Origin of the sequence: Marinomonas sp. SBI8L, from assembly GCF_001624705.1 — a bacterium.
Lineage (GTDB): Bacteria > Pseudomonadota > Gammaproteobacteria > Pseudomonadales > Marinomonadaceae > Marinomonas.
Genome location: NZ_JSEO01000009.1, coordinates 77,612 through 93,754, shown reverse-complemented (window position 1 = coordinate 93,754; position 16,143 = coordinate 77,612). Strand labels below are relative to the sequence as shown.

Sequence of the window (16,143 nt, the reverse complement as noted above, 5' to 3'; positions counted from 1 at the left end):
CTTTCTTTTATGAAAGAAGAAGAGTCGATTGTATTAAAAGAATCATCATTTGACGTACCATATCATGATTTGAGACGTTCAATTTCAAGAAAATTGTTCGAATTTGAAATCATTATTTAAATTTGTGCCATTCATAAAAGCCTTAAACACAAGCATCTAACTGAAATTATTTTCAGCACCTGTCATTATTTGCAAGTAAGATGTCACCTTCTGCCAGTGTGTGTCGCCATTAGAATACTTAAACTTATTTCATCCACTCATGACTTAAGAGATATACAAGATGAAGTTGAACAGAAACACAGCACTTATCACAGGCGCTTCCGGCGGTATCGGTTTAGAACTGGCTCGTATCCATGCGCAAAAAGGCGGCAATCTAGTATTAGTCGCACGCTCTCTAGGCAAGCTTGAAAAAGTAAAAGCCGAATTAGAAGAAAAATATAAAGTTCGAGTCAATGTACTAAGCGAAGACTTATCTCAACCAGAAAGTGCTGAGCGCATTTATCTTTATACCCAAGAACATGGTATTCAAATCAGTACCTTGATTAACAATGCAGGCTTTGGTGGCCATGGCTTCTTTAATGAGCGCAAGCTAGAAGACGAACAAGCCATGATGCAGGTAAACATGATCAGTTTAACGCGTCTTACCCATTATTTCTTACGAGATATGGTGGCACGCCAATCTGGCCGTATTCTTAATGTGTCTTCTACCGCGTCATTTATGCCGGGCCCTTTACAAGCTGTTTATTACGCGACTAAATCTTATGTTACCTCCTTCTCTCAAGCCATCGCAGAAGAAGTAGCAGAGCATAACATTAGCGTTACTGCCCTTTGCCCTGGCGCTGTTGCCACAGACTTTGTTAAAGCGGGCAACCTTGAAGGTGTTGATATTTGGAAGAAAGCCAAAAGCGCTGAATCTGTGGCTCAATTTGGTTATAAAGCCATGGGAAAAGGCAAATTTGTGGCCATTAACGAAGGTAAATTGGATTGTGCCTCTACTTCCTAGAAACCTAGTATTAAAAACTTCTCGCCAAGCCATGGAAAAATCCGCTTAGTGAGTAAAAGACAACTGAATCTTTAAATAAGCAGATCTGTTATAAAAAGAGCAAACACCCGATGAAAAGAGCAAGCAAGTTTGCAATTTCCCCCCAGTGGAAATTGATGTTGTTAGATATGGGAATCGATCCGCAACTCGTCTTGGCCTACGCCAAGTTGCCAGCAGATCTCTACAACCAAAAACAAGCAAGTGTGACACCCAGTGAGTATTTTCAGCTTTGGTTAGCGATAGATAAGGCATCTGGGGATATGGATCTGCCTCTGGTGTTTGCTAAAAATATGAAAGCAGAAAGCTTCGACGCGCCTATCTTTGCTTCTATTTGTAGCCCAAACCTCAATATTGCGCTGACAAGATTAAGCCAATACAAGCCCTTAATTGGGCCTATGATAATGGACATACAGCAAGATAATCAGGCAACTAAGCTCAGCATAAGTTGCTATGACTACCATGAGGATTTACCACTCTCATTAAGCTTGTCTGAGTTAGTCTTTTTCACGCAATTGGCGCGTTTGGCCACACGAGAAAAGATTATTCCGCTAGCAATAGAGCTGCCTGAATTGCCTCATAATTTAAACGATTACGAAGCCTATTTTGGCTGTCGCCTTACCAAGGCAAAAGCCTTAAGCATTCACTTTAGAGCCGAAGATGCGGATAAGCCTTTTTTGACTCAAAACCTCATCATGTGGGAGTTTTTTGAGGACAAACTTAATCAAAAATTGGCAGACCTTGATTCGAATGCCAAGACAGTCGATCGAATTCGTGCCGTGTTATTAGAATCTCTGCCATCAGGCAAAAGCTCTATTGAACATATCGCCAATAAGCTTGCCATGAGTAAACGTACCTTACAACGTAAGCTCACCGCCGAGACTGAAACCTACCAATCGGTTTTGCAATCAGTGCGCAGCGAACTGGCTGATCATTATTTGAAGAAGTCTAAAATGTCTTTGAGTGAGATATCTTTCTTGCTGGGGTTTAACGAAGTCAATTCGTTTATTAGAGCGTATTCCGCTTGGAAAGGTGTCTCTCCTGGCCACTACAGAGAGACCTATCTGGCTTAAATAAAGTGTTCAAGTTAGAAGGCGTTAAAGCCTTCTAACTGCTTCAATTAATTGCGCTTTTTCTTGATCATTAATGATGGCGGCCCAACCGGTTTTCGCTAAACCAGAGGTTAGGTTAATTCGGTCGCACACTTTGCTGCCGCGAATAGCCAAACCTTGGCTACGCTCTCCCATAATATAAAGGCCTAAAACAAATTTATGGCCAGCAGGTTGCTCGTCCGTATCATGGAGTATGGGCATATTATCTGCTTCCATAAACTTCTGCACGAGTACATTTTCCACCCCTATTTTAAGCAATTTTTGCTCTAGTTCAGCGTCACTATACGCCTTACCAACTAATACTCCCTGGCCTCTTGCACTGCCATTTCCTCTAAAAAGATAATCATTTTTATGGGCAATAAAATGAGGCAAGGTATCTTGAGATAAGAGGCAGGTATAAGGAAGATATTGCTTAATTGCTTGCCTTTGCTCTTGGGTTAAACGGGCTTGATAAGCTTCATCCCACATTAATGCTAACCAACGTTTGTTGCTTCTTAGCTCGTCTTCAAAGCCATGTAAAATGCGTGCTTCACTCTTTAGTAAGGCATGTAAAAATTCATCATATGGGTCAATTTCATTGAGCCCAAAACCGCGATAAACCAAAGTCTTTTTCGCCTCTTCTGGCGCTAACCAAGCTTTAGGGTAACTTTGCTCTGTGTGCGTAATCACAGGGAGTCTTACTCCCGCTTGAATAAAACTTAGCTGCATGAGTTCAAAGGACGGATAGCCTTTATCAGCATGGCTTTGCCAATCAAGAATCACCAATCTTTCATACTTTTGTTGGCGACACAGGGTTTTAATTTCTTCGGCTAAGGTGAGATAAGCGCTGACTTTACCGTGGTCGTAATAAGGTTCAAGAGACAAGCTTTCCATCATCAAATCATAGGCATCACCACAGGCCATACCACCAACGCCTGTGTGCAAGTTCATTCCGCACACTGAGTAGCCTTTTTTATGGGGAACAAGATCTAGCCGAGCAATGGTTTGTTCGCCAGATAACAGCCTTTGCCAATTAATATAGGCACGTAGCACATTAGGAATCATAAAATAGTCGAGAATTTCTTGCTTGCTTCTCTGCTGATAGATTTGATTCATTATGTTGGTTTGCGCATCTAAAAGGAGTTTTAGATCATTCGATAATTTCTCAAAATCCGTTTGAGAAAAGATAAATGGGGTCGAGAAAAACTCATACCTATCCGCAGCTAAACCATTTTTAAAGGTCGTTAATCTCTCCTTTATCTGAGCTTTTTTAAGTTGGTCTGATTTTTCTATCATCAGTCCTTGCAGCTCACGGTTAAATTCACAAAACATTTGGCATCCATTCCTTAAGTGTCAAACAGGGCTACAAGTCCCCTAATTGTTTTAATATGTGGTAGCAGGCGACTAGGTCCAAGCTGCTATGACCGGTTGAGCTAAAAAGTGTGAGCTTAGATTTTAACGTGACATTAAAGGTCTCTGGCTCAGAACGTAAATCTAAAGCTTGAGTATGCTCGAACCCTGCTTCTTGCACGGCTGTGGCTCTGTCTTCCACCAGCAAAATAGAGTCGTTAATAATGTCTAACGACACTTCCCTACCCGTATAAGTAAAAGCCCCCATACAATTAATATGGCAGCAAGCTGGGTCTAAGCTTTCAATCAGGCAGGTTTTACAACTGGTTGCTGTGCTAAGAATCTGAGCGCCTTTTTGAGCGTCATGAATCGTATCGCAAACAACAAACTGCACCCGAGGGAAAGCCTCAGCCAAATGAGATGTAAACTGGCTAGCTTTTAAAGGAGAGCGTGAATAGATCTGCACTCGTTTAATAGAACGAACCGCAGCCACACCCAAAAACTGCTGCATCGCTTGTTCGCCTGAACCAATAATCGCCAAGGTGTCTGCATCATCAGGCGCACCTAAATCTGTAAAATAGCCCGTAATCGCGGCGCTTTTTAAATTAGTAATCGCACTGCCGTCTAACACAGCTAAAGGCAACCCCGTCTCATAAGAGAAAGCATTCACTATGGCATGCACACTGGTTCGCCCTTTTTGAGGGTTGTCTTCGATAAAGTTAGCCGCTTTACAAATAAACAAATCCATCGGTTCACTCACGGCCATCATGGCACCATAAGAGGCAGACTTACCTTCTGGCCTTATAATGTTCCGCAAGGGAGCTTGAATATGATTAAAGCCCTTACTCTCAACCAGATCTTGAATTTGCTTAACCATAAGCGGTATTACTTGCGCACGTTGAATATTGGCTTGATTCAAGTACTTCACACCTAACCCTCACATTGACTACGACAAGGAATCAAAAAGCTTCTTTCTACCAATAAACACACAGCCCCTTTCTGGTTAACGCCTTTCGTCTCAACTTTCACCAACCCTTGATTTGCATCAATCTCTGAAGAGGATTTTGCCAAAATCTTAGATTCAGCATACAAGGTGTCTCCCACATAAACAGGATGAGGCAAAGAGACATTTTTCCAGCCCAAATTCTCAACAGCAGGATTAGCGGTACTGGCGAGACTTAGTTCATTCACAATAGAAAAGATCACTAGGCTAGAAACCAAAGTTCGACCACTTTCAATATCTGTGTTAAGCGCTTCCTTTGTTTGGGGTTGAAGAGTTTGCTGCATGTTAAAGGCAGAATGCCAAATGGTATCGAGTTCAGTGACTTTACGGCCATGGTTATGTTGAAACACCTGACCTGGGGCGAAGTCCTCAAAGTACATCTCATGACTTTCCCAATATTGCTTATCTTTATTGGCTGCTATATCGGTTACTTGCGCGTGTCCCATGCTAAATATCCTTATTGATTAACCAAGACTAATAAAGCAATTTTTCCTTATGCTCTTAATATCATTAGTCATTTTAGTGATGAGTATGAACAGATAAAGCATAGTCATTTATGCCACAAAAACAGCTTGCAGCAATTACTGGTTATTACGCACTAACTAAAAAAAGGAAATGGGGGAAAAATGAATCAAAAACCACGAATAACTTAAGAGGGAAAACAGACAGAAAATACTCTTATCTCTCGATCTCTGCCATAAGAAAACATGGCGCCTTAGCTCGTCGTCATGCTTTCTGGCGCTTTAGAGGTAACCACCAAGGCATTACGTTTTAACTTGGCTTGATAAAGGGCTTTATCCGCTATGCTATACAAGCGCCCTTCTTCAACCTTGCTTGAAGGCGATAAGCTAAACATGCCAATCGAAATCGTTAAGAAGTCACTCACCAAATTTTCCTTATGCGGAATTTCTAGCGACTGCACCTGTTCTTTTATCCATAAGAGCTTTTGCTTGCTGGTTTCAATACTTTGATCAACAAACACTATCGCAAACTCCTCGCCTCCGATTCTAAACGCGAAGCAAGTATCGTCAACCGTGCTACTAAACACACTCGATACTTTTCTTAAGGCCTCATCCCCTGCTGGGTGACCGTATAAGTCATTAAATTTCTTAAAATAATCTATATCGAGAATGGCGAGGTTTAAATAAGAAGCATCGCGCTGGGTATTATGAAATTCACGGCTTAAAATGGCGTCAAAACCACGACGGTTATACAAGCCTGTTAACTCATCAATAATCGCCAGTTTCTTATTCGTGATGCTGACCAGAGTATTGGTAAAACTCTTTATCTGATACTGCTTATCAAAGCTTGGTGCTATGGTGGATTGCGCCCAACAGGATTTACCTTCGCGATTAATATATTGCACTTCACCGCGCCATTCTGCGCCCGTTTTCAACACAGATAAAATGGCCGCATTAACCTTGCTTGAGCGTTTGGAGTTATCAAAAAAGTGACTTTTCTGCCCTATCACCTCTGGCTTATCTTTTCCTAAAAAGCGACACAATGCATTACTTGCATCCAACACCACGCCTTCATGGTCTAACTCAGCCAATAGGATATTTTGATCAATAAGGTGCTCTTTTTCGTTTTGTTCTTTTTCCGACAGGATGGCTCTTTTAATGGTACGAGTTGCCAATAAAAGGATAAAAATAATAGAGAAAATAGTGAAGCCATAGTTAATCCAAAGGGCTTCTAACTTAGCGACTTCAAACTCCTGCTGGAAGCTTTTCGCCTTATGATTTGCAAACGAGTTTATCTCTTCAACATTCACCATTAACTGCTTGAGTAAATCAGTTTCTTTACCCTTGGTGAGTACCATAGCTTGCTCGTGCTGGTCTTGCCTTATTAAAGCAATGATTTCAGCACGTATTGCCTGCCACTGGATAACAAGGCGGTAACACGCATTAATCGCATGTTTCTCGCCTAAAAAGCGATCTGATAAAAGGTCAAAGTCCTTCAGCACTTTATCTTCATGCTGTTGAATATGCTCAATCGCAAGGTTCAAGTCCTGAGCCGTATTTGCAACAACTACATCCTTCATATCACTTTGCATAGACACAAGGTTAAGCTTAATTCTTTGAGTAGTATTCGACACGATATAAGGGTGCTCATAGAACTGATTCATTGTATTTGCCATACGAGTCAGCAGCACTTTCGACACTATGCCCAGTACGCCAATCATCAAAATAATGAGCGTAAATCCAATAAACAGGGCTTTCTTTTGATTTTTAATTCTAAACTCCCTTATTGTCGCCAATCACTCATGTTTGACTCTGTAAAAAAGAAGAGATCAATGAGCTACGAATTAAGGGGCAGATTTTACATGTATATTATTTGATCAGGGCTGATTTTTTATATGGTGAATTGTTAAGGAAGGGAGAACATCCGGGGCTAAGTGTTACATCATGTATATTTATGATTACTCAAAGTAATTTCCTGACAAAAAACTACCACTTTTTTGGTCAAGATAAGATATTTTTATCTTTAATTTTACACTCAGTCAAGTAGCTGACTTTATTGAGTTTACTTCATTTATTTTACATAAAATAAAAGTGTTTAAAAGTTAATCATCTCAGCTTTTAAATAAAGATTTTTACTCGGCTTGATGCATATCATGAGGCGAATAGAGAATTAATCGCCCCATGAGACATAAACTTTCTAGCAAAACATATAGACTGCTACCAGCGTGCAATATGCTCTTCAACACTCGTTAAACGCACATCAAATGTCTTTTCAATGAGTGACAAGTTAACCTGCATTTCAGCATCACGCATCTTAGCAAGAGAGGTGTACAAATCAGTTAAAGCAAATGCGGCACCTGGGCTTGCGATTGCATCTCCTACCCTTTGGCCAAACTCAGCTGGCGTTAAAGGAGCAAAAGTGACTGGTTTACATAACTTATTTGTTAATACCTTGGCTAATTGCTCCCCAGTCAAACTGCCTTTTGTCCCAATTTCATAGGCATTCCCCGCCAAATCAGGGCGAGTTAAAGCAGCCGTTGCCACTAAAGCTTGATCATGATGAGAGGTCCACTGAATCTGTGTACTCGTATCCAGTGGCGGGTAATCCAGTATCCCTTCTCTATCTAGCTTAGGCACTATCATGTCAGCGCGAAGGTTTTCAAGATAGATACCCGGCTGCAAAACAATCGTCGCAATCTCAGAATCTAAAAGTGCCTGCATGCCAGCAGTGCCCGCTTGTACCATCATAGATTCAGGGTAACGATTACCTGAAGGGCCACTTGTGGTGTAAACCAATAGCGGTAAAGCTGCACGTTTTGCGGCTATCATAAAGTTCGTTAGCCAAGTTTGCGCATCATCAGGACCCACTGGCATAGGCAGATGTAAAAAAGCAGCATCAACACCCGCCAAGGCTTGTGCGATAGCATCTACGTCATCCAATGTGGCACTAAATGCCTCTGCGTCTGAATGCATGTCAGTAATTTTGTTCAGATCACGGGCCACGGCTCTTACTTTTAAACCTCTTGCCACAGCAGCTTTCACTACGGGTGCCCCTTGTGCGCCTGTCGCACCAAAAATAGCAACTGTCTTCTTCATATTCATCTCACCTTTTATTAGTTAGAACTCAGGCTCAAGTACAGCGATTAGCCTGCTAAAGTGTTAAAGTAACAGGCGAAAAACAGCCATTCTAGACGCAAAAATGTGCGTAACTTACACCCATGTAAGTGCTTTTTAAGGTAAAAATATGACGAAAGCTGACCCAATAAATACCGAAGAAATCTGCCCCGTAGCGCTGACAGTCAGCCTATTAAGCGGCAAGTGGAAGCTGACCGTCTTGTATCAATTACTATCAGGTCCAAAACGCTACTCTGAGCTACAGCGCTTACTCCCAGACGCCTCAGACAGAATGCTGACCCGTTCCCTGCAAGAACTAAAAGACGACCAACTCATCAAGCGCACCGCCTTTGCCGAAGTGCCAGTGAGAGTTGAATATGAGCTAACCGAAGATGGACAAGCACTCGTCCCCATCTTTGATGCTATGAAAGACTGGGGTTCAAAAAGGGTGTAAAGAGAAGAAATAATAAAAGAGTGAGGCGATTAGAGAGATTAATTGCCTCACTAAATGAGGCGATTAAATTATAAGTTTAACTTGTAGCGCGTACTACGCCCGCCCGCGCCCGTTTTCACCAAGCAACCTAACTCAATTAAATGAGCCAAATGTCGAGTCGCCGTGGCGCGGCTTACCTTAGCAACCTTCTGATATTGGCCGCTATTTATTCCCAGCTCAAAGTCACCATCTAAAAGCCTATTAAGCACCTTACTTTGCTCCTTACTTAGCTGAGTTTGATCAAAGCTTTGCCAGTATCGAGTTTTAGACAGCGTCTGCTCTATATCTGCTAGGGTGTTAAGCAAGCTTTGATTCAAAGTTTTTAAAAACCAAACTAGCCAATCCGTGATATCAAGCTGTCCCTTCTGAACGCTTTCAAGTACATCATAATAAGACTGCCGATTTTCCAGAATACTCACTGACATAGCATAAAGACGAATAGATTGGCTTTCCCCTTGGGCCAGCGCAAGATCCGTTAACAGACGTGTTAAGCGCCCATTGCCATCATCCATAGGATGCAAGGTAACAAACCAAAGGTGAGTAATGCCCGCCCGTAATTCAGGGTCTAGAGACTCATCTAATAGGGACTGATTAAACCAATCTATAAAGAATGTAAGATCGGCCTCTAACCTTTCTCTTCCTGGCGCTTCAAAGTGCAGCGTTGGACGATCGATTCGACCCCTTTGTTTATAGGAAATGACCTGCATGGGCGATTCGCCGCGCAATTGACCAACAAGGATGTCATTACTCAAATAGCTTTGGCCAGCATCACCAGAAAACAACAGCCTATGCCAATGTAAGAGACGGTTTAAACTTAGTGGCGCTTTAAGGGATTCAGTGGAAGACGGCAGAGCATCTAACATCAAGTCAGCCAAACTATCCGATTGTTCAGATCGAGCATAAGGCTCACTCTCAGAAACACCGAGTTTATTAGCGAGTGAAGATCGTACAGAAAAGGCATTCAACTTCTCCCCTTCTATCGCACTGGAATGAATAATATTGGCAAGCAAGGTATCTAAAGTGGTATTCAGCGCTTCATCTTTTGATTGATGGCTCATACGGCCCAATAACAAGCCCTGATTAAAATGCACCTCACGCAACAAAGGCGCGAGCACATCAGATTGCCAAGTAAAATTAGGCCAACCCGCTTCTTGCCAAATCCACATACCACACCTCAAATGAGTCGAATCACAAACCTATTCTACTCACCATATGAGGCGATTAGCAAGATCATTCGCCTCACCAAATGAGGCGATTAGAGAGACTAATTAACTCATTTGGTATTAAGTCAGTTAAGACATGGCAAGTTTTGCTGTGTCGTGCCACATAAAAGACGGCATTGGATGAGCAAGTTTCCAAGTGATATTCATAGGTTGACTGCCTTCGTATTTAACAAAGGAAACAGGACCAAAGTTCACAAAGCCCATGGTTCTACCGTTTTCATCTTTAGCTTGTTCTCGAACGAAGAGTAGGAAGGTTTTAATCGTAGATACTTTTTGTATCTTCAATAAAATCATTAAGTGAAAGCAAATTACCTCTTATTTTTTCTGGGTAGCTTTTATGAAGTTCAAGTGGAACGACAAGTTGAACACCTTCTACTACCATTTCAGAGAATTGATTTTCCGAAACACCTTGCTGCAAAGTAAATAGGTATGATTTTTCTAACCTTCTCGCCTCATTAAGTATTTGTCTCCACCTATCCTTTACAGTGGTTTTAACGGCTAGCATTCTTAGGTTATCTGTGGAAAAGGAATTATCATGGTAACTTGCACAGTTAGGAAATAGAAAGTCAGGCTTTTTATTTCCTTCCGTTTTGCATTGTGTTCCAAAACTAAATAGCCCTTGCTCTCTAAAAATATTTTCTAAATGTAATTCTAAAGATCTTCCTGATCGAGACTTTCTTCTATTAGTTATCGAGTTAGATAATTTAATAAATTCTTCCACATCATTAAACCCAGCTTGAATCAACGGTAAAACATGATGATTTTCAACTAACTTAAATAAATTAAATTCATGCTCTCTTCGTTTAAGTATCCGTTTATCGGGATCTAAACCTGTGTGAAAGTTATTAGAGTGTAAAAATTGAATGATATCTAAACCGCTAGGAAATTTTTCATTCCATTCTTCTGGGTACTTTTCAGACTTAGTTTCTTTTTGCAGAGGAAAGGCACCAAATACAACATCACCTTGGTCAAAAAATGACTCTTGAGATGAGATCTCTCCCAATTGGCTCTCCAGAAACGACTCTTCTTCGAAGTCACGGCAAACCCAAGCTCTCATATATTCAGAGTCAGAATTAGGCTTATTGTTAAAAGCAAAAATAGCAATAGAGCCTGTTTTTTCTGGGTCTTGAAGAGGCATATAATCAACGCCATCCTTCCATCTTGTAACTCTTTTTTCGTTCCGCCCACCCTTCTTATTTTCAGAGAAGCGATTGTTATAATAAATAACCCTTAGAGTCTGCTCTGCTACATCATCTGATTCGACTAAAGCTTTAAAGTAAGTATCAGGATTTTTGACATCCTTTCTATCAATAGAAGGAAATACTCTAGCCAAAACTGTATTGGGAAAATATACACCTACTTGATGACTATTTGTTGCACCAGTGTCATTTGCTGACAGTCTTTTTATAAATATTAACCATTCGTTTGATGAAATATCTAAAATCCAAGATTTAAAATCCATCTAGCCCATTCCTTTTATTTAAAAATAATAAATTTAATAATATCAATATCTTAAAATTAATAAATTAATGAAAAAGTTAATTTTAAAACACTGTATAAAAACACATAAAACTTTACTCCGGGTCAAATGAGTGATAAATTTCATCACTCATTTGACCCAGCGAAAAACATCATGCTTAGCCATTCAAAAACAGTTAGCACTTTAAACTCTTTGTTAGAAATATACGATCAAAAACAAATTGCTGAGTTACTTAACCCTCTTACAGGTAATGACTGGTGTCGTGAAACAATTAATCGAGTTCTGAAGGGAAAATCAGATAAATGTTTGTCAAAAGAAGAGGCATATATACTATTAAACCTTCTTCCCAAACGCCCTCAGCACTATGACTCTCCTCAATTTCGCTTTATAGATTTATTTGCTGGGATAGGAGGAATCCGTAAGGGATTTGAAAGCATAGGGGGAAAGTGTGTATTTACCAGTGAATGGAATAAATATGCAGTTAGAACTTACAAAGCAAATCATTATAGCGATCCTGAACATATTTTTAATGAAGATATCAGAGATGTTACGTTATCAGCCGATGAATCAATCCCAGAAGATGTAGCATACGCACATATTGATCGTTCCGTCCCTGATCACGATGTGCTTTTAGCAGGATTTCCTTGTCAGCCCTTTTCAGTTGCAGGAGTATCTAAAAAAAATTCATTAGGAAGAGCTCATGGCTTTGAAGATGAAACCCAAGGAACATTGTTTTTTGACGTTTGCAGAATAATTAAGTCCAAGCAACCAGGAATATTCGTTCTTGAAAACGTTAAAAACCTAAAAAGCCACGATAAAGGGAAAACATTTAAAGTCATAACTAAAGCTTTAGATGATCTAGGCTATGATGTTGCAGATGTGGAGTATGAAGGCAACGGTAAAAACGACCCCAAAATTATTGATGGTATTCATTATTTGCCTCAGCATCGTGAACGAATCGTATTGGTAGGGTTTAGAAGAGACCTAAATCTTAGCAATGACTTCAGTCTTAAAAATATAAAATTGCCAGATACAATTCCAACTTTTGGGAGCCTGCTCGACAACCTCACACAAGAGCAAAAAGATAAATATACGCTTACACCAAAACTATGGGACTACTTGTATCGTTACGCAAAAAAGCATAAAGAAAAAGGTAACGGTTTTGGCTTCGGCCTAGTGAACCCTAACGACCTAAACGCAACATCTAGAACCTTGTCTGCCAGATATCACAAAGATGGTTCTGAGATCTTAATCGATCAAGGTTGGGATATGGACCAAGGTGAAAGAGACTTTTTCGACATTATTAACCAATCTAATAGGCCTAGAAGATTGATGCCTAAAGAATGTGCTCGATTAATGGGATTTGATAAACCAGGAGAGTCTGAGTTCATAATCCCTGTATCTGATACACAAGCTTATCGTCAGTTCGGCAACTCTGTTGTTGTACCTGTCTTTAGTGCTGTTGCAGACCTATTAAAGAGCAGAATTAATGAAGCAGCAAACAGTATAAAAAGACCTATTTACAACTCTAAAAACTTGCTGAGCGATGATGAGACGCGGCAAAACTTTTCGAAATAGCGGAGTTTATCGTGATAAATGAGCATATTGAGTAAAAGTTTTAACAAAGTATCATCGAGGTCAGCAGTTTTACGCCTCAAAAAATGATCAATTTGCGGTTCTATGCTATAGTCCCTGTCCGATTTCTAATCGGGCTTCGCGCTTCGCGTTGTTATACTCTTATTTTTCCACCAATAGATCTTTATCAGAGACCCGAATGAATCAATCTCGCGGAAATCTTTTCATTCTTTCAGCCCCTTCCGGCGCTGGAAAATCAACCTTATATAAAGCGTTACTGGCTCAAGATGAGCAGGTACGTATTTCTGTTTCTCATACCACTCGTGCAGCACGTACAGGTGAAGAAGACGGCAGAGAATACTTCTTTATAGATGCTGATAGCTTCTTAGATATGATTGCTGAAGATGCCTTTGTTGAGCATGCACAAGTATTTGATAACTATTATGGCACTTCGAAAAAAGCCATCGCAGATATGCTTGATCAGGGTCTAGATGTTATTTTGGAAATTGATTGGCAAGGGGCGCGTCAAGTACGCGAACTTTACCCAGATGCTTTGAGTATTTTTATCTTACCACCTTCGACACAAGCGTTAGATGAACGTTTACGTGGTCGTGGTACAGATTCTGACGAGGTCATTGAGCGTCGTATGTCTAAAGCGGTTAGCGAGATGTCTCATTATGATGAGTACGATTATGTCGTCATAAATGACGATTTAGATCAGGCTCTCACGGAAATGCAGGCCATTTTCACTGCGATGCGCAATAGAAGACAGCTTATTGCACAAAAACATGCGGATCTTATCAATGATCTCTTGTCTTTGTGAGAAGCGGTTAAGTAGAATTAGAACATTCATGAATTAAATAGGTAGAGATCAAGATGGCTCGAGTTACTGTAGAAGATTGTTTAGAAAATGTTGATAACCGCTTTCAGTTGGTTATGGTTGCAGCAAAACGTGCTCGCCAACTAGCAACAGGTGGTAAAGACGCTAAAGTTGCTATCGAAGATGACAAGTTTACTGTTGTTGCTTTACGTGAAATCGCTGAAGACGCTATCAACGCAGGTAATGTTGATCAGCAAGACCAACCGATTCACGAGTTTTAATTTATGGTATCGCTCGTTTCAACATTTTTAGCTCACTGTTGAGGTGAGCGATGTATACCATAGAAGATTTAGCCTCCACCCTGATCCAGTACTTGCCATACGAGCAAGTTGCTGACATCAAACGCGCTTATTATTACGCCGAACAAGCTCACGATGGCCAACGTCGTAAAAGTGGTGAACCTTATGTGATTCATCCTTTAGCTGTGGCGCAAATTTTAGCTGAGTTCCGCATGGACTGTGACGGCCTAGTGGCCGCGCTGTTACATGACGTTATTGAAGACACTGGCATTAGCCGTGAAGCCTTAACGGAGCAATTTGGTGAAGGAGTTGCGGCTCTGGTTGATGGGGTAAGTAAACTTACCCATCTCGAGTTTAATAATCAGCTTGAGAAACAGGCCCATAACTTCCAGAAAATGGCGATGGCCATGGCTGATGATATTCGTGTCATCTTGGTGAAGTTAGCCGACCGATTACACAATATGCGCACGCTGGATTCTATGCCAGCTCATAAAAAGCGCCGTATTGCTCGCGAAACCTTAGACATTTACGCACCGATAGCCAATCGCTTAGGTATGTATAATGTTCGTATCGATTTAGAATCTCTCGCCTTTCAGGCTTATTATCCTATGCGTGCTCGCATGCTTAACCGTGCGATTAATAAGAAGTACGGTCAACGCATTAAGGATACTGAAAAACTAGGGGATTATTTAAAGGCTGAGTTAGCTGCTGATTATATTGAATCTGATATTAGTATTCGCGAAAAACACATCTATAGCATTTATCAGAAAATGCAGAAGAAGCGCCGTTCTTTAGGCGAAATTATGGATGTGGTTGGTGTGCGTATCGTCACCGACAAACATGATTCTTGTTACCGTATTCTCGGTGTGATCCATTCTTTGTTTAAGCCAGTTGAAGGTCGTTTTAAAGACTATATCGCTGTGCCTAAGTCCAACGGTTATCAGTCTTTGCATACCACGGTTGTGGGAACAAATGGCTTACCGATGGAAGTGCAGATTCGTACCCAAGAAATGAATACGGTGGCTGATAATGGTATTGCTGCCCATTGGGCATATAAGTCGACTAGCGCAGGTGCTAGTGCGAGCAATAGCCATGATAGAGCGACAAAATGGGTTAAAAGCCTGTTGGAAATACAACAGAAAGCCGGTAACGCTATCGAGTTTGTCGATAACGTTAAGAATGACCTTTTCCCAGATGAAGTGTATGTTTTCACGCCTGATGGCGAGATTATCGAGCTACCAACTGGAGCAACTCCGGTCGACTTTGCTTATGGTGTCCACACTGAAATCGGTAATACCTGTATTTCCTGTCGTATTAACCGACGCTTATCACCCTTAAGCACACAATTAGAAAGTGGCCAAACGGTTGAGATTATCACCGCGAAGAAAGCCCAACCTAATGTGGCTTGGCTAAGTTTTGCGATTACCGGTAAAGCACGTGCAAATATCCGTCATTATCTTAAAGACAAGCAACGTGAAAACGCCATTTCCATTGGTACTCGCCTTCTTAACCGCTCTCTGAATACATTCAAAACCAACATAGAACAACTCGCTCAAGAACAAATAGACCAAGTATTGGCGCATTACCAGCTTGATTCTATGGACGATCTTTTAGAGTCTGTTGGTAAAGGCCGTCATGTGGGCTATTTGGTATCTCGCCAGTTATTCCCACACTTTAACGAAGAAGAATTAATTTCGCCTAAGTCTTTCAAAGTGAATGGCTCTGAAGGCATGTTGTTATCTTATGCTAAGTGTTGTTCGCCGATTCCTGGGGACCCTATTGTTGGGTTTGTTCAGGTTGAAAAGGGCATTATTATTCACCACCAAAGCTGTCCTAATATTCAGGACCATCTGACTCAACCTGAACGCTATATTCATATGGCTTGGGGTAAAGAGATAGAAGAAGATCTCAATATTAGCTTGATTGTGAGTTATGTGAATGAGCGCGGTGCGGTTGCTAAGATCGCCAGCTCCATCAGTGATACGGATTATCAGGTTTCGAACCTAGATATCATTGAAAGAGGCAGAATCAGTCGCTTACGCTTAAACATTACGATTTCAAGTCGAGTAGGATTAGCCGATGTGATGCGTCGCATTAAAGCAGTGCGCTGTGTTGAGAAAGTGACCCGCGAGACCATAGTTTCACGTTAGCGAGGAGCCTATCGCTAACATTTAAGTCTGCAGTTGATTATAAAA

15 protein-coding genes are annotated in these 16,143 nt (G+C 40.9%); 7 read left to right on the top strand and 8 right to left on the bottom strand.

The features are described from left to right. Positions 1-280: 280 nt before the first annotated feature. Positions 281-1,003, top strand: a complete 723-nt coding sequence (locus OA91_RS14580; RefSeq protein WP_197477818.1) for an SDR family NAD(P)-dependent oxidoreductase — start codon at positions 281-283, stop codon at positions 1,001-1,003. A 110-nt stretch (positions 1,004-1,113) separates the two neighbouring features. Further along, positions 1,114-2,112, top strand: coding sequence for an AraC family transcriptional regulator (locus OA91_RS14575; protein ID WP_063339018.1), 999 nt, complete (start codon positions 1,114-1,116; stop codon positions 2,110-2,112). 24 nt (positions 2,113-2,136) lie between these two features. Here the strand turns inward: OA91_RS14575 and OA91_RS14570 are convergent, their stop codons facing one another. The 5 genes from OA91_RS14570 to OA91_RS14550 form a co-directional block, all read right to left on the bottom strand. Beyond that, the gene (locus OA91_RS14570) at positions 2,137-3,462 is read right to left on the bottom strand and encodes a hypothetical protein (protein ID WP_063339017.1); all 1,326 of its coding nucleotides are present in this window, start codon (positions 3,460-3,462) and stop codon (positions 2,137-2,139) included. 31 nt (positions 3,463-3,493) lie between these two features. Further along, positions 3,494-4,408: an ornithine cyclodeaminase family protein gene (locus tag OA91_RS24075; protein ID WP_082827956.1), complete on the bottom strand. Its 915-nt coding sequence runs from the start codon at positions 4,406-4,408 to the stop codon at positions 3,494-3,496. A gap of 2 nt (positions 4,409-4,410) precedes the next feature. Beyond that, entirely contained in the window at positions 4,411-4,929 is a 519-nt protein-coding gene (locus OA91_RS14560; protein ID WP_063339016.1) for a MaoC family dehydratase, read from the bottom strand. A gap of 269 nt (positions 4,930-5,198) precedes the next feature. Continuing rightward, complete coding sequence (locus OA91_RS14555; protein ID WP_157203847.1) at positions 5,199-6,740, bottom strand: diguanylate cyclase; 1,542 nt, start codon at positions 6,738-6,740, stop codon at positions 5,199-5,201. Positions 6,741-7,161: 421 nt separating this feature from the next. Further along, a complete protein-coding gene (locus OA91_RS14550; protein ID WP_063339014.1) occupies positions 7,162-8,040 on the bottom strand; it encodes an SDR family oxidoreductase in 879 nt (292 codons plus the stop codon). Between the two features lie 148 nt (positions 8,041-8,188). Between OA91_RS14550 and OA91_RS14545 the strand changes: the two genes are divergently transcribed. Next, a complete protein-coding gene (locus tag OA91_RS14545; protein ID WP_063339013.1) occupies positions 8,189-8,512 on the top strand; it encodes a winged helix-turn-helix transcriptional regulator in 324 nt (107 codons plus the stop codon). Between the two features lie 68 nt (positions 8,513-8,580). Here OA91_RS14545 and OA91_RS14540 read toward each other — a convergent pair whose 3' ends face one another. The 3 genes from OA91_RS14540 to OA91_RS14530 form a co-directional block, all read right to left on the bottom strand. Further along, positions 8,581-9,717 carry a Fic family protein gene (locus OA91_RS14540; RefSeq protein ID WP_063339012.1) on the bottom strand — a complete coding sequence of 379 codons (1,137 nt, stop codon included), beginning with the start codon at positions 9,715-9,717 and terminating at the stop codon, positions 8,581-8,583. Between the two features lie 126 nt (positions 9,718-9,843). Continuing rightward, positions 9,844-10,068, bottom strand: coding sequence for a DUF3427 domain-containing protein (locus OA91_RS14535; RefSeq protein ID WP_063339011.1), 225 nt, complete (start codon positions 10,066-10,068; stop codon positions 9,844-9,846). Beyond that, complete coding sequence (locus OA91_RS14530) at positions 10,031-11,236, bottom strand: type II restriction endonuclease (RefSeq protein WP_063339010.1); 1,206 nt, start codon at positions 11,234-11,236, stop codon at positions 10,031-10,033. Before OA91_RS14530 ends, OA91_RS14535 begins: the two co-directional genes overlap by 38 nt. 126 nt (positions 11,237-11,362) lie before the next feature. Here OA91_RS14530 and dcm point away from each other — a divergent pair, with 126 nt between their 5' ends. The 4 genes from dcm (at position 11,363) to OA91_RS14510 (ending at position 16,098) form a co-directional block, all read left to right on the top strand. Continuing rightward, positions 11,363-12,832, top strand: coding sequence for a DNA (cytosine-5-)-methyltransferase (gene dcm / locus OA91_RS14525; protein ID WP_442919127.1), 1,470 nt, complete (start codon positions 11,363-11,365; stop codon positions 12,830-12,832). A 196-nt stretch (positions 12,833-13,028) separates the two neighbouring features. After that, a complete protein-coding gene (gene gmk / locus OA91_RS14520; RefSeq protein ID WP_046015364.1) occupies positions 13,029-13,652 on the top strand; it encodes a guanylate kinase in 624 nt (207 codons plus the stop codon). A gap of 53 nt (positions 13,653-13,705) precedes the next feature. Next, positions 13,706-13,930, top strand: coding sequence for a DNA-directed RNA polymerase subunit omega (rpoZ, locus tag OA91_RS14515; protein ID WP_046015365.1), 225 nt, complete (start codon positions 13,706-13,708; stop codon positions 13,928-13,930). Between the two features lie 50 nt (positions 13,931-13,980). After that, positions 13,981-16,098, top strand: a complete 2,118-nt coding sequence (locus OA91_RS14510; protein WP_063339009.1) for a RelA/SpoT family protein — start codon at positions 13,981-13,983, stop codon at positions 16,096-16,098. The last annotated feature ends 45 nt before the right edge of the window (positions 16,099-16,143 follow it).